Here is a 14007-nt window from a genome sequence, read left to right on the forward strand (position 1 = left end):
TTAAGCTAAGTAAAATACAGAAGGAATTTCAACAGATTTAGGTGAATGATCTGGATTGCTTTCCATGATATCCGCCATGTAGGCCCACCATTTTTGCATAATAGGTAATTGGGGCAAATGATCTAATTGGCTTAGACCCTCTGCCTCTAAATAGGCAAAAAGCACTAAGGTTTCAGGGTCTAGAAATATGGAATAATTTTGGACACCTACCGATTTTAATAGTTCAACCAACTCTGGCCAAATTTCATCGTGACGTTTTTTGTATTCAGCCTCTTTCCCTGGAAGAAGAAACATTTTAAGGGCTTTTCTTTGCATATTTTAGCGAATCTAATTGTTGAAATAAGTCAATGAATCAACAATTCTACTCAATCAATATGATTATGCCAAAGAAAAGAATTGAACTAAGCTTGGATGGCTTTTTCAAAACGATTTAAATCATCATCATCAAAGCCTAGGTGGGTAACAAATCGGATGTAATCCACACCAAATGGGGAACATTTAATACCTTTTTGAGCTAATTCAGCCACTTTAGTGGAGGAATTCAAACCTGCTTGAATCTTGACAATCACGATATTGGTAACAACAGGTAAAGTCATGGCTACCCAATCCAAAGTAGAACAAATTTCTGCAATAGATTTCGCCCTTTGGTGGTCTTCTTGAAGTCTTTCCACTTGATGATCTAAGGCATAAATCCCTGCAGCAGCAAGCATTCCCGCTTGTCGCCAACCTCCTCCTAATCGCTTTCTAACCCTTTTTGCTTTTTTGATAAAGGCAGCATTCCCCACCAATACAGATCCGACTGGTGCTCCTAAGCCTTTGGATAAACAAATCGAAATGGAATCAAACCAATGGCCGAATTGAGCAGGAATTTGACCCGTTACAGCCATAGCATTAAATATTCGTGCTCCATCTAAATGGAGTGGAATAGCTTTAGCTTGACAAAAACTTGAAATTTCTTCTAGACTTTCACTGGTATAAACACTTCCTCCTCCTTTGTTTACTGTGTTTTCTAAACTCACCATGGCACTTTCACAGGCATGAATGTCGTCTGATGAAATTGCTGCTTCTATTTGAGATTTAGTTAATCGACCTAAATCCCCTTTCAATAATTTCACAGAGGCACCCGCATTGGCCATGATTCCTCCGCCCTCGTACAAATATATATGAGATAGCTCATCGCAAATCACTTCTTGTCCTTTAGAAACAGTCGCAGAAATGGCCATTTGATTACTCATCGTTCCTGATGGACAAAATAAAGCCGCTTCTTTATGAAACATATTGGCCAATTTATACTCCAAAGCCAAAACACTAGGATCTTCTCCAAATACATCATCCCCCAATGGAGCAGAGAACATGGCATCTCGCATTCCTGGAGTGGGTAATGTAAAAGTATCACTTCTTAATTCAATGATTTTCATGGAGATTATTTGGAATAAAAACGAGACAAAAAGAACAAACGAATTAAAATTGGGAGGGCAATAATGAATAGGCCATAAAAGAGATAACCTGAAATAATGCTAGCTATCAACCCAACAATAAGGGCAAGTCTAACATATTTGAGCCAAAATCCACCAGATGGGTTTTTAGCAAACCAAAATACCAAAGGAAAATGCACAGGCCATAAAATTAAACAACTCACATTATATGACATTACTTCATGGTCAGTAGCCGTGGCCAAAAAGAATATCAAGATTCCAAATAATCCATATATCAGAAAAAGAGCTATATCTAAGCCATAAAGCAAGCCTCTTTTATGAGAAAAACGCATAGATAAAAACACTAAAACAAATGATAATGTCAGCAAAACAGGTAATGGACCTAACGGATCAAATCCCTCCACTAGAATCGGTTGAGCTTCAAACAAAGTTAGGGATGGTTCTACCAGTTTTTGATTATTCAGACCAGCTTGTGCCGTGGCTATTTCCAAATTATCTGGCAAATAACAAGATTGCGAAGCATTGGTGGTAACATCAGAAGGTAAACCTAAAGCCATGTTCATACCAAAGGTGACCCAAGCAGTAGCAGGCAAGTAACGGTTCATCCAATCTCGGTAAGATAAGCCTTCTAAACGAGTCATTTTATCCCAAGGATATGCTCCAGGAGCAGCCTGCTCAAAGATATCACGTATGCGCGTAGCACAGTTATCGTAGAAAAACTTGTATTGGTAATAGCGGTTTTCAGGCAAGTAATTCTTTTCTAATGCTTGAAAAATTTGATTGCGCTGAGTATCATTCAAAGCCAATACTTGTTCCCTAAGGGTCCTGTTTTCATATTGTGAATAATAATTCAATACGTCGGACATACTATTGTACGACAAAGAATAAGGTAAAGTACCTTTCAAAAATTTCCAGTAAAAATTTTCCGTTTGAAAATCGAAAGTACCATAACTATAGGCTCGGTCTAAACCCGTGGCTGGATCATATACCCGAATCAAGGTATGACCAAAATAGGAATACAATTCTGTTCCAGGAGCAATGGTCACTAAGGATACCCGAGATTGTGTACTTAGACTATTTTGAGCCAAAGCTGAGCTCATCAGAATACTCAGAAACAAGACATACAAATACTTCATAAAAGCTTATTTACCAGCAATAATTAAAACCATTTCGCCTCTTACTTTATCAGGATGTTGATTCAAATACAATAATACTTCAGCCGCCGTTCCTCGAATCATTTGCTCATGCATTTTGGATAATTCCCTGGCAAGCATCACTTGTCTTGATTCCCCTAAAAACTCTACGGCTTGTTCCATCGTTTTTACTATACGATGAGGGGATTCATATAATACTACGGTCTTATCTTCATCTGATATGAATTTCCAACGAGTCTGTCGGCCTTTTTTATGGGGCAAAAATCCTTCAAATATAAATCGATCACAAGGGAATCCAGAATTCACTAAAGCTGGTACAAAGGCTGTGGCTCCTGGTAAAGTCTCCACCTCTATTCCTTGTTCTACACAAGCTTTGACCAATAAAAAACCAGGATCTGAAATCCCAGGAGTACCTGCATCGGATACTAAGGCCATCGACTTCCCTGCTAATAACATTTTGATAACTCCTGCTACCCCAGCATGTTCATTATGTGCATGATGTGCAAATAAGGGCTTATTGATGTTTAAATGTTTCAATAATTGACCCGTATTACGCGTATCTTCTGCCAAAATACCATCCACTTCCCCTAAAATCCGAATAGCTCTTAAGGTAATATCTTCTAAGTTTCCAATAGGTGTAGGAACAATGTATAATTTCATGCCATGAAAATACTACATAAATATGAATTTCTTGGGAGACCATTCATAAGTCAACAATAATTTCCAAAAACTGAACGACTAGATTTTGTCGTCAAATACAGTAAAAAAGCTGCGGAATTTCCGAAAAAAGAAAGGGCTAAAAACAAAAAAAGCGCAAATTTCTTTGCGCTTCTGGTAGAGGGTGAGGGATTCGAACCCCCGGGCCTGTAACAGCCAACAGTTTTCAAGACTGCCTCGATCGACCACTCTGACAACCCTCTGTCTCAAATTGAGAATGCAAATTAAGGCCTTTTTTCGATTTTAAGCAAATCCTTTGTCAAAAAATCCTTAAAAATTAATTGAGAAATCATCCAATCGACTGCTTCTGACCGCTTTAAATTTTCGGGAATCCATCGAATCTCAATCCCCGATCGTTCCATTTTACGGAAAAATGTCATTTGCCTCTTGGCAAATTGATGAATAGCAACTTCAAGGCCTTTTTCTAACTCTTCACTACTAATTTTCCCTTCGACAAAATCCGTTAACCATTTGTATTCCAGTCCTAACCAACGTAAATCTGCTGGCATGACACCTTCTTTTAATAGATTTTCTACTTCTTCAATCATCCCTTCATCCAAGCGCTGAAACAATCGTTTCGAGCAATTTGCTCTTCTGCTTTCCCATGTAGGCTGTAATCCAAAAACGATGCTTGAACGATCCAATTCTAAGGGTGAATCTAAAAAAGGAGGTAAACTGGAAAATTGATAACTGGACAATACGGCATCAATGTACAATCCCGTACCTCCACATAGTATGGGATATTTTTCATGAGCATCTATTTCCTTCAGTGCATCAAAAGCATCCTTCTGAAAATGTGCCACCGAATAAGTATCGCCCACTTTCAAAATATCAATTAGATGATGAGGAACTGCATTTTCATTTGATCCATATTCCAATAAATCTTTGCCCGTTCCAATATCCAAGCGTCGATATACTTGCCTAGAATCCGCTGAAATAATCTCCCCCCCTATTCTTCTAGCCAATTCAACTGCCAAAGCTGTCTTCCCACTAGCGGTAGGTCCAAGAATGGTAATAAGTGGAAGTTGCATGAACTTAGATCAAGTTTGGGGTCTATGGGCAAAAACGTTCACAAAATTGCGTCAATTTTCTGAAAAATAGATGCGGAGTTTTTTATTTCCAGCAGTACAAACCTTGGCTTCTTCCCAAGTTGGACAAATTACTCGTTCTCCTTGGTCATTGAGCGTATATAAAATCGGTTTAGTCACTTGGACCTCTTGAAATCCAATCGATTGATAACCTTGACCCCTATTCCATTCCAGGTCGATGTAGGTCATGATATTATCTACCTTTTCTTCCTGGTGATAATATTGAATCACCTTACTCAAACCTCCAACAATACGTGTTCCTAACATGGAACAAAAGCGAATCAGCTCTCCAGAAAGTTGACCTTCAAATCCCATTTCCTTCATGAGCATAGGTTTGGCAAATGCTGCCACGCCCACCAATTTTTGTTCTCCGATGAAGTATTCACTGGTGATATTTCTAAATTGACGGTGTTTAGGAACAACTAAACCATAAAAAAATTTAGCTTGTACTTTTCCCAAAAGATGTTCAGCATCTAAAAATGTATTGGCTTGCTCTTTAGTCATGTGTACAACACGTAAATCTCGAGCAAAAATGGCCTTAGTACCTAATTTTCGGTATTGAAAATAGGACTTAATCCAATCGGAATGCTTGAACCATATATCTTCCCAAATTCGGATGAATTCTACCGTCCCACTCACTAAGTTTAAATAATCCCTTTGCCAAGTCTCCGGATCTACTTGTTTCTTTGCTATTTCAAAATCTGACAAGGAATAACATTGAACAAATAAGGATAATTCAGGTAAATACAAGGTGTTGGGAGCTTTATCCAAAGCAATTTCTACCGTTAACTCGATTTCCTTGAAAAAAGAGGACACATCATCATAGAAATTAATAGGATATACCGACATGCCGTTTGAAATTGCGTCCAAAGATAGTTGCATTTTGAGTAGAATATCACCTGTCATCTCTTTCTAAACTAAAAATTAATCATATGAACTATCGATTTGAGGCGAGTAGAAAAGAAGTTTCCACCTTTACTAATCAAGAATTAAGAGACCATTTTTTGGTTGAACATATATTTGAAGCAAATCAAATTCACCTAACCTATTCCATTTATGATCGCATGATTATTGGTGGGGCCATGCCGGTATTAGGCGAAATAAAATTACCTAACCCAGAAAAATTAAAGGCCAATTATTTTCTAGAGCGTAGAGAATTGGGAATTATCAACGTGGGTGGTCCGGGAATCGTAAAAGCAGATGGACAAAGTTTTGAAATATCTAAATTAAGTGCTGTATATCTTGGAAAAGGAACACAAGACGTTCATTTTAGTTCGCTTTCAGCTAATGAACCAGCACAGTTTTATTTACTTTCTTCTCCAGCACATGCCACCTATCCGAATGAAAAATTAGACCGCGAAAATGTGGTGACAGTGAATGTCGGTACACTAGAAAACTCCAATCATAGAACCATCTATAAATACATCCACCACGATGGTATACAATCCTGCCAATTGGTCATGGGTCTAACCATATTAGAACCTGGATCCATCTGGAATACCATGCCTGCTCACGTGCATGACCGCAGAATGGAAGCTTATTTGTATTTTGACGTAAAACCTGGTCAAGCCGTTTTACATTTAATGGGCGAAACCAAAGAAACAAAACATATCTGGGTACAAAATCACCAAGCCGTAATTTCCCCACCTTGGTCCATTCATAGCGGTGCAGGCACACAAAACTATTCCTTTATTTGGGGAATGGCTGGTGAAAATAAAGACTATACTGACATGGATTTTTCTGAAATTACTGAACTACGTTAAATATGAAAAAAGCGCTTTTAGGTATACTTTGCTATTGTTTATTAGCTACAGCATGGGCACAAAACACTCCTTATTCTATCCAAATGGCTCAATCTTTGATGCATACCCATCAAGATTCCATTCAAGTTAAAATAGGGAAGTCTGCTACATGGGATTATGAACAAGGCTTGTTCCTAAAGGCGCTTGAACATGTTTACCAAAGAACAGGCGACGCAAGCTACTTCCAATACTTTCAGAAGAATATCAACAGCTTCATCAATGAAAAGGGAGAGATTCGTACTTATAAATTATCCGAATACAATTCAGATAACATTACCACAGGACGACTATTACTATCTCTTTATCAGGAAACGGGCGAAGATAAATATCGAATAGCCGCGGAGCAATTACGTTTACAAATCAGCAAGCAACCTAGAACAAAAGAAGGTGGATTTTGGCATAAAGACCGCTATCCGGATCAAATGTGGTTGGACGGCTTGTATATGCTAGAGCCCTTTTATGCAGAATACAGCCAAGTCTTTCAACAGAATAATTGGGATGACATTGCTCTACAATTTGAATTGATGTATAAAAATGCTAAAGACCCTAAAACGGGGCTTTTGTATCATGCTTATGACCATGAGCGTAAACAGGCTTGGGCAAGTAAACAAACTGGTTTATCTCCAAATTTTTGGGGAAGAGCCATGGGCTGGTATGCCATGGCCTTAGTGGATGTGTTAGACTATTTTCCTCAGCAGCATCCTAAAAGAAATATGTTAATCAGACAGTTAAATGAATTGAGCGCAGCGCTTATTAAGGTACAAGATCAATCTACTGGACTTTGGTACCAATTACCCACTTTAGGTACTCAAAAAGGGAATTACTTAGAGGCCTCTTGTGCCAATATGTACGTATACGCCTTTGCAAAAGGGGTTCGCAAGGGCTATCTTCCCTCTTCTTATTTGGCAGCATCTCAAAAAGCTTATGCCTCCATCATCGAAAAGTTCATCACCAAAGATCCTCAGGGGTATATACATCTTGAGAAAACCGTTAGTGTGGGTGGATTAGGCGGTACACCTTATCGAGATGGCAGCTTTGCTTATTACATGTCGGAACCTTTAAAAACAGATGATTTAAAAGGTGCTGGGCCATTTATTATGGCTTCATTGGAAATGGAAATTGCCAAAGAATTGGGTATAGGAAAAGGTAAAAAAGTGGTATTAGATTATTATTTCAACCATGAGTTCCGTAAAAATAAACAAGGAAACATAGAGCGCTTCCACTATACTTGGGAAGATAGAAAAGACTCAGGATTCCAATTATTAGGAGTTCAAATTGAACAATTGGGTGCTAAAATTGATAGTTTAGCGCAAGCTCCTACCCTTAAAAACTTAGCTAGAGCCCAAGTTTACATCATCGTAGATCCAGATAGTCAAAAAGAAACAGCTAAACCTAACTACATGCGTAGCCAAGATGCGGATGAAATCGAGAAATGGGTAAAAGCGGGTGGAACATTAATTCTATTAGCCAATGATACCACCAATTGCGAAATACCCAAGTTTAATACCTTAGCTAAAAGGTTTGGTATGGAGTTTGTTGGACCAAATTTAAACATGGTTCAAGGTAAAAACTGGCATCAAGGAACGTTGAATATATCAGCCAATAATCCCGTATTCAAAGGATTGAAAAAAATCTATATCAAAGAGATTTCAACCATTAAACTTGCTGGACCAGCCAAATCCTTAGAAGATCTAAACGGCTTTAGTGTCATGGCCATGGCCCAAGTCGGGAAAGGACGGGTATTCGCTTTAGGTGATCCTTGGATTTACAATGAATACACGAATAATCGCCGCATTCCTTTGGAATACGAGAACTTCCCTGCTGCCAAGAAACTCATGGAATGGGCCTTAAAACCTTAAGGAAAACGCAAACCTGTCATTTTTTCTAAGGTAGATTTAGAAACGGCAAATGTTTGCCAGTTGGGATGTAAATCATGCACATTGGGAAACAATAAATACCATGATTTTTCGGGACCCACAACTACTTTCCAGCAATATTTGGGGATGACAACTTCATTCCCAATTTTGTCAACCACTCCAATTCCACCGGCATAAATAGTTAATTTTTGTCCTCTTTTGGCCAATTTCCTACAATAAGCTTCCAATCGCTCCCAAGGCCCTCGATTTAATTCAGGAGTCTGTGGTATCATGTTGGACATGAGGAATGTCTCCGCATTTAGATAAGTACTAGACGAGCGATCTTCTGAATTACACAAATGCCCACGGTCATAACCACTATATTTATAATCATCCGAATCGATACGCTTAAATTGCCTGGGCAAGTCCTCGTCTTGTCTAAATCGGTTGGATCTTGGTACATCACCCATATCTGAAGCGGTCAAGGTCCAAGCCACCCAATTCGCTTTCCCTTGTAGTCCATCATAAGACATAACATAACCCTTCTTTACCAATAAATAGTTGGTAGTAGAGGCCGTAGATGCCCCTGATACATTAAAAATACCTCCAGGTAATAAAGCGACCTGGAGGTATAATAAGATGCCTAAAAGCATAATTTAGGTATTATTTTTTGTGCGAAAACATCCAAGAAAACAAGTTTGGCTCTTTGAATACATTATCCCAAGAATTATGATTGACACCAGGATATTCGGTATAAGTAGGATTAGCCCCAGCTTCCTTTAAAGCAGCTACGGCCTCTCTGGAATGTCTGACAGGCACCACGGCATCAGCATCACCATGGAATACCCATAAAGGCATTTTTTTAGCATACTTTTTTACAAAATGTAAATCAGCTCCACCGCAGATAGGAGCCGCTGCCGCAAACAATTTAGGATTTCTTGAAATAGCTTCAAATGTACCCATTCCTCCCATGGACAATCCCATGATGTATAAACGCTTTTTATCAGCTACTTTTTCTTTCACCAACGACTTTACAATACTAACAGCAGCTGCCAAAGGCCAATTGGGATCTTTCGGATACTCGAAAACAAAAGTAGTAGGTTTCGTATTTCGATCAATTTTGACCGTAGACCAATAGGAATTAGCAGGGCATTGAGGCATAATTACAATGGCAGGGTACTTAACTTGATTACTAGGATCCAAAAACAATTTGGATCCATGAGTCAACTGTTTTTCATTGTCACTTCCTCGTTCACCAGCCCCATGTAAAAACAAAATAACGGGGTATTTCTTTCCTTTTTCCATATTGGAAGGATAAAGAATCTGATAAGGCAAAGTTTGGTCTGGACCAAAAGCCAATTCTCTTTTTTCGAATTTTGCTTGTGAAAATGCACCAAGGCTAATGAATAAGCCACATAAAAGGAAAAGTATTTTCTTCATGGTTTTATTTCTTTACACGTTTTTTCAAATCTTCAATAGAAACTGTCATCATACGACCTATTTTTTCTTTACCTCGGTAGGAAATCATCCGCATCACCAAGGCATCCTTCGGAATGATTACTTTACCCGATGCAGCAGGATAAAAATTATCTGGATACGAGTAATCAAAACTATAATGAATAGATAAAGGATTGACTTCAGTGCTTAATTCTACCCACATTTGACCTTGCTCATTTTTCCCAACCTTGATAATGGCATCATACATACTTGGAGCATATTTCTTTTCTGCCTGATCAAAACGAGCAAAATGGTGTTCGACACGACCTACAAAATTATCCCAATTTCTGTTTTCTTGTGGAGACCAAAGAGCTTCGGATACAGCCCAAGCACGAGGAAATAACATGTATTGTAAATGACGGTAGGTAAATAATTGCTCCGACCATAAATTGGCTTGACCACCCTTAACAAGTTTAGCATCTACCCCTTCTGGCACCGGATTGAAAGCATAAGAATCACGCAAACGTACTGTTTCATATACCGGAGGTTCGATAGCGGCATCACCTTGCATCAAATCCACATAAACATGATTATTAGGAGTCATCACCACTTCATGGCCGTCTTTGGCTGCTTGAACGCCACCTGCAATACCTCTCCAAGACATCACAGCCGTATTTTTAGGCAATCCCCCTCCTTCTAAAATCTCATCCCAACCCATCATTTTCTTACCTTTGGAAGTAATGATTTTTTCCAATCGACGGGTGAAAAAGGCTTGAACTTCTTGAGGAGTTTTTAAATTCTCCTTTTGCATCAAGGCTAAAATTTGAGGATTCTTTTCCCAATAGTTTTTTGGGCATTCGTCTCCTCCCATATGTATGTATTCAAACGGAAACATTTCAGCCACTTCCGTAAACACTTTATCTAGGAAAGTATATACTTTTTCATTGGCAGGACATAAGGTATTGTCTTGCAAGGCTACGGCATGTCCTTGTGACCAATCGATGAAAGGTTCACCCGAAATCACTTGATAATTAACCGCTTCTGGAGTACAAGAAAGTTCAGGATAAGAAGCAATAGCTGCCATGGAATGCCCAGGCACGTCGATTTCCGGCATCACATTTACAAAACGATCTTTGGCATAAGCGACGATATCTTGGATATCTTCCTTCGTAAAGAAACCACCTTGGGTACGCGGTTCATTGGCTTCTGGCTTAGAAAATTCCGTAAAACGACCTACCTTAGGTACATTCCAAGCACCCTTTTTTGTCAAATTGGGGAAGGATTTAATTTCAACTCTCCAGCCTTCATCATCAGTTAAGTGAAAGTGTAAGATGTTGTATTTGTAAGCGACCATCTCATCGATGAACTGCTTCACTTGGTCTTTATTGAAAAAATGTCTAGCCACATCGAGCATTAAGCCCCTCCATGCAAAACGTGGATAATCTGTTATTTGAGCAAAAGGAACTTTCCAAGCTGATTTAATGACTGTTTGCTTGGACTCAATTTCTTTTGGCATTAATTGTAATAAACTCTGAATACCATAAAATAGCCCAGCAGGTTTATTAGCCGTAATGACTATACCCTTGGCATTAACAAGCAAAGTATAGCCTTCATTTCCTAAATTAGGGATGGACTGTTTAGCTAATATCAAACGAATTTGTGCCAAATCAGCCTGCGAATTCGCATCCCAAAGCATCTGAACCTTGCGCATGGCCGTATTTTCTAAGCGATTTGTTAGGTTTTTGACTGCAACTAATAAGGCCTCCTGTTTAGGTGCGGCTATAATAACTCGACTAGGTAAACTATAAAATCCTTGGGGATATTCAGCTTTTACGGGTATGGGAATTAAAGGTGCTTGTTGGGCCGTAATTACCAAGCTTAAACCTTGCAGAAGAAAAACTGCAATTGCAACAAATTTGAATTTCAACATAATTTTTAAATAGATTTTAGGTAAAAAATGTAATTTTTAAATTTTAAAGGTTAAAAAATAAAGCCGTTTTCGAAATTTTAATATAATTTCGCAGCAATAAGGTTAAAAACAGAAACAAAACCATGAATAATACCATTTCCCTTGCGGCACAGCAAGTCGAACTCACGCATGCTATTGATACTGTCTGGGTGGCTCTTTGTGGAGCGCTCATTTTTCAAATGGAAGGAGGCTTTGCTTTATTAGAAGCAGGCTTTGTCCGTTCAAAAAACGCAGTTAGTATCATTGCCAAAGTCATGATTGACATCATGTTTGGCGGAATAGCCTTTTATGTAGTAGGGTTTGGTATAGCCTACGGAACAGGTTTATTCGATTTCGGAATCAATTTAGGAGATTTAGGATTAGGTCTCACCATTTCCAATAAATTATTTTGGTTTATTCAAATGGGATTTGCCATTGCAGCTATTTCCATTGTATCGGGTGGTGTAGCTGAAAGAATGAAAATGTGGGCTTACGCTATTTATGTAACTATATTTTGTGCGTTTTTATATCCTGTGGTGGCACATTGGGTTTGGAACCCACAGGGATGGTTTGCAGTAAAAGGATTTAATGATTTTGCAGGTTCGGCAGCTGTACATGCCATGGGTGGATTTGCCGCTTTGGCAGGAGCCATTGTTTTGGGACCTAGAATTGGAAAATACAATGAGGATGGTAGCATCAATGCCATTCCTGGTCATAATTTAACGCTTTCTGCCGTAGGAGCCTTTTTGCTTTGGTTTGGATGGTTTGGATTTAACCCAGGATCTACCCTAGCGGCGGTAGGCAAATGGGATTTAATTGGTTCCGTAGCGACCAATACCTTTTTAGCGTCGGCAATGGGGGGTATTTCGACCATGCTGTATACCTTTTTACGCTATAAAAAAGTAGATATCACCATGGTCATCAATGGGGTTTTGGCAGGATTGGTTGCAGTAACAGCTGGTTGTAATGTGGTCAGTCCAGAAAGTGCTTTACTAATCGGTTTCATAGCAGGTATATTGGTAGATGTGGCTGTTGTATTAATCGATAAAATGCAAATTGATGATCCAGTAGGTGCTATTGCGGTACATGGAATCAATGGTTTTTTTGGTACAGTAGCTGTTGGCCTTTTTTCAGAAAAGAATGGTTTATTTACCACAGGTCAAAGTGAGCAATTGCTGATTCAATTGATGGGTGTAGGAATTATCAGTTTGTTTTCATTTGGCGCAACATTTGCGATATTTAAAGTATTAAAGAGCACCATCGGTATCCGTTTAAGTTACAAAGAAGAATCGGCAGGTATTGATGCTGTTGAGTTTGGAGTTGAATCATATACCACATTTGAATAAGCTGAAAGGGAAAAACACATGAAAAAAGTAGAAGCTATCGTTAAGCCATCCAAATTAAAAGCCATTCAAAAAGGGCTTATAGATGCCAACATCCCTTGTATGACAGTGGTTCCCGTGCGTGGAGCAGGTTTACAACAAGGCTATTCTGAAATTTACCGTGGTACGGAGAAATCGTTGATATTACTTCCCAAAGTGATGATCATTTGCGTGGTGAGTGATGAAAATCTTGAAAAATGCATTGACGTCATTTTAGATAATGCCTCGGAAGGCAATACTGGAGATGGCAAAATATTCATTTATGATGTACAAGATGCGATTCGCATCAGAACTAGAACTCGCGGGGTGGAAGCAATAAGGTAATTATAAGTTATAATTTATAAATTATTGATTATAAGATGTTAATGGTGAATTTATAGTTGTTAATGATCGATAAGTAACGGGTCAATTCAATTCTGAAAAACAATTCATTTATAAACTATAACTTATAATTTATAATTTCTTTGGTTTTCATCCGCACAAACATCTCCTCTGTATACCATTGATACTGCCTCGTTTTTTTAATCATGGGGGCATGAGATCGGGAACGGTAAGCAAAGGCATCCAAGACCTGCACGTTTTCCCACAGACTGAAAGTAGCCTGTTCCAATAAGGGAATCTCTCCTACTCCTTTGGCAAAAATGAGTCCTGCTTGATTTTCAATACCCCGACTAGAGGAAGGAACATTCCACCAAAATCTGATGGCTTGAGAACGACGGATACTAGCACGGGTGATTACGGCCACAGGGCCATCCCAAGACTCATTGGTATCTTCAAATTCAAAAGGTTGTAAGTTATTCCAAGTACCATGCCCTTTCCAAGGCGTGGCATCCCACCCTGAAATGGAATAGCTTAAACTTGAAAATTCAAGCCATCTTTCGTCTTGCTGAAAAAATACTTTTGCGTCTTCTTCTTTCTCCCAAAGACCTAAAAAAGCATAAGTGCCCCAATCAGGCCAAATGGAAAAGCCTTTTCCTGCTCCCGTGCCTAATTGTTTGGCAAATAGCATACCATCAGCTTTCCAAGCTTGATTCCTTAATTTCCCCATCAAGGCAAATGCTTTGAGCTTTTTCCCAAAACCTGCTACATGAAGAAATCGAATGGTGATGAATTGCATGTGTCTATTTAAAAGGAGTAATGTAGATTATTATTTGTTGTCAAAACTAATATTTACATATCGTGATCTA

Annotated in this window: 14 protein-coding genes and 1 tRNA gene; 4 read left to right on the forward strand and 11 right to left on the reverse strand. The window is 38.8% G+C overall.

Going from position 1 to position 14007, the window contains the following annotated elements:
• The 7 genes from rhaM to U0R11_RS12185 all read right to left on the reverse strand — a co-directional run bounded on the left by rhaM (nucleotide 1) and on the right by U0R11_RS12185 (nucleotide 5277).
• Nucleotides 1-315, reverse strand: a complete 315-nt coding sequence (gene rhaM / locus U0R11_RS12155; protein WP_406751941.1) for an L-rhamnose mutarotase — start codon at nucleotides 313-315, stop codon at nucleotides 1-3.
• 86 nt (nucleotides 316-401) lie between these two features.
• Nucleotides 402-1418 carry a threonine aldolase family protein gene (locus U0R11_RS12160; RefSeq protein WP_406751942.1) on the reverse strand — a complete coding sequence of 339 codons (1017 nt, stop codon included), beginning with the start codon at nucleotides 1416-1418 and terminating at the stop codon, nucleotides 402-404.
• 5 nt (nucleotides 1419-1423) lie between these two features.
• A complete protein-coding gene (locus U0R11_RS12165) occupies nucleotides 1424-2572 on the reverse strand; it encodes an Lnb N-terminal periplasmic domain-containing protein (protein ID WP_406751943.1) in 1149 nt (382 codons plus the stop codon).
• Nucleotides 2573-2578: 6 nt separating this feature from the next.
• Complete coding sequence (gene rsmI / locus U0R11_RS12170; protein ID WP_406751944.1) at nucleotides 2579-3250, reverse strand: 16S rRNA (cytidine(1402)-2'-O)-methyltransferase; 672 nt, start codon at nucleotides 3248-3250, stop codon at nucleotides 2579-2581.
• A gap of 172 nt (nucleotides 3251-3422) precedes the next feature.
• A tRNA-Ser gene (locus U0R11_RS12175) sits at nucleotides 3423-3510 on the reverse strand.
• 21 nt (nucleotides 3511-3531) lie between these two features.
• Nucleotides 3532-4338, reverse strand: a complete 807-nt coding sequence (locus U0R11_RS12180; protein ID WP_406751945.1) for a tRNA (adenosine(37)-N6)-dimethylallyltransferase — start codon at nucleotides 4336-4338, stop codon at nucleotides 3532-3534.
• A 51-nt stretch (nucleotides 4339-4389) separates the two neighbouring features.
• Complete coding sequence (locus tag U0R11_RS12185) at nucleotides 4390-5277, reverse strand: hypothetical protein (protein WP_406751947.1); 888 nt, start codon at nucleotides 5275-5277, stop codon at nucleotides 4390-4392.
• A 50-nt stretch (nucleotides 5278-5327) separates the two neighbouring features.
• Between U0R11_RS12185 and kduI the strand changes: the two genes are divergently transcribed.
• Entirely contained in the window at nucleotides 5328-6158 is an 831-nt protein-coding gene (kduI, locus tag U0R11_RS12190) for a 5-dehydro-4-deoxy-D-glucuronate isomerase (RefSeq protein WP_406751948.1), read from the forward strand.
• Nucleotides 6159-6160: 2 nt separating this feature from the next.
• Nucleotides 6161-8056 (forward strand): glycoside hydrolase family 88 protein, encoded by a 1896-nt coding sequence (locus tag U0R11_RS12195; RefSeq protein WP_406751949.1) that lies wholly within the window; start codon nucleotides 6161-6163, stop codon nucleotides 8054-8056.
• Here the strand turns inward: U0R11_RS12195 and U0R11_RS12200 are convergent.
• The 3 genes from U0R11_RS12200 to U0R11_RS12210 are packed head-to-tail and all read right to left on the reverse strand — an operon-like array spanning nucleotide 8053 to nucleotide 11420.
• A complete protein-coding gene (locus U0R11_RS12200; RefSeq protein ID WP_406751950.1) occupies nucleotides 8053-8706 on the reverse strand; it encodes a DNA/RNA non-specific endonuclease in 654 nt (217 codons plus the stop codon). The two genes, U0R11_RS12195 and U0R11_RS12200, sit on opposite strands and share 4 nt — an antisense overlap.
• Before the next feature lie 10 nt (nucleotides 8707-8716).
• Nucleotides 8717-9493, reverse strand: coding sequence for a carboxylesterase family protein (locus tag U0R11_RS12205; protein ID WP_406751952.1), 777 nt, complete (start codon nucleotides 9491-9493; stop codon nucleotides 8717-8719).
• Nucleotides 9494-9497: 4 nt separating this feature from the next.
• The gene (locus tag U0R11_RS12210) at nucleotides 9498-11420 is read right to left on the reverse strand and encodes a beta-N-acetylhexosaminidase (protein WP_406751953.1); all 1923 of its coding nucleotides are present in this window, start codon (nucleotides 11418-11420) and stop codon (nucleotides 9498-9500) included.
• A 122-nt stretch (nucleotides 11421-11542) separates the two neighbouring features.
• Between U0R11_RS12210 and U0R11_RS12215 the strand changes: the two genes are divergently transcribed.
• Nucleotides 11543-12784, forward strand: a complete 1242-nt coding sequence (locus U0R11_RS12215) for an ammonium transporter (protein WP_166227750.1) — start codon at nucleotides 11543-11545, stop codon at nucleotides 12782-12784.
• 18 nt (nucleotides 12785-12802) lie between these two features.
• Nucleotides 12803-13144 (forward strand): P-II family nitrogen regulator, encoded by a 342-nt coding sequence (locus U0R11_RS12220; protein WP_130925100.1) that lies wholly within the window; start codon nucleotides 12803-12805, stop codon nucleotides 13142-13144.
• A gap of 115 nt (nucleotides 13145-13259) precedes the next feature.
• On the opposite strand, the gene U0R11_RS12225 is transcribed toward U0R11_RS12220, so the two are convergent.
• On the reverse strand, nucleotides 13260-13937 hold the full coding sequence (locus U0R11_RS12225) for a spheroidene monooxygenase (protein ID WP_406751954.1): 678 nt from the start codon (nucleotides 13935-13937) through the stop codon (nucleotides 13260-13262).
• Between the last annotated feature and the right edge of the window lie 70 nt (nucleotides 13938-14007).

Source organism: Aquirufa salirivi, assembly GCF_045310485.1.
Lineage (GTDB): Bacteria > Bacteroidota > Bacteroidia > Cytophagales > Spirosomataceae > Aquirufa > Aquirufa salirivi.

Coding starts and splice junctions, on each gene's coding strand:
- U0R11_RS12195 (WP_406751949.1), top strand. CDS start 6,161: ATGAAAAAAGCGCTTTTAGGTATACTTTGCTATTGTTTATTAGCTACA.
- rhaM (WP_406751941.1), bottom strand. CDS start 315: ATGCAAAGAAAAGCCCTTAAAATGTTTCTTCTTCCAGGGAAAGAGGCT.
- U0R11_RS12200 (WP_406751950.1), bottom strand. CDS start 8,706: ATGCTTTTAGGCATCTTATTATACCTCCAGGTCGCTTTATTACCTGGA.
- U0R11_RS12215 (WP_166227750.1), top strand. CDS start 11,543: ATGAATAATACCATTTCCCTTGCGGCACAGCAAGTCGAACTCACGCAT.
- U0R11_RS12210 (WP_406751953.1), bottom strand. CDS start 11,420: ATGTTGAAATTCAAATTTGTTGCAATTGCAGTTTTTCTTCTGCAAGGT.
- U0R11_RS12225 (WP_406751954.1), bottom strand. CDS start 13,937: ATGCAATTCATCACCATTCGATTTCTTCATGTAGCAGGTTTTGGGAAA.
- U0R11_RS12160 (WP_406751942.1), bottom strand. CDS start 1,418: ATGAAAATCATTGAATTAAGAAGTGATACTTTTACATTACCCACTCCA.
- U0R11_RS12205 (WP_406751952.1), bottom strand. CDS start 9,493: ATGAAGAAAATACTTTTCCTTTTATGTGGCTTATTCATTAGCCTTGGT.
- U0R11_RS12185 (WP_406751947.1), bottom strand. CDS start 5,277: ATGCAACTATCTTTGGACGCAATTTCAAACGGCATGTCGGTATATCCT.
- U0R11_RS12165 (WP_406751943.1), bottom strand. CDS start 2,572: ATGAAGTATTTGTATGTCTTGTTTCTGAGTATTCTGATGAGCTCAGCT.
- U0R11_RS12220 (WP_130925100.1), top strand. CDS start 12,803: ATGAAAAAAGTAGAAGCTATCGTTAAGCCATCCAAATTAAAAGCCATT.
- U0R11_RS12180 (WP_406751945.1), bottom strand. CDS start 4,338: ATGCAACTTCCACTTATTACCATTCTTGGACCTACCGCTAGTGGGAAG.
- kduI (WP_406751948.1), top strand. CDS start 5,328: ATGAACTATCGATTTGAGGCGAGTAGAAAAGAAGTTTCCACCTTTACT.
- rsmI (WP_406751944.1), bottom strand. CDS start 3,250: ATGAAATTATACATTGTTCCTACACCTATTGGAAACTTAGAAGATATT.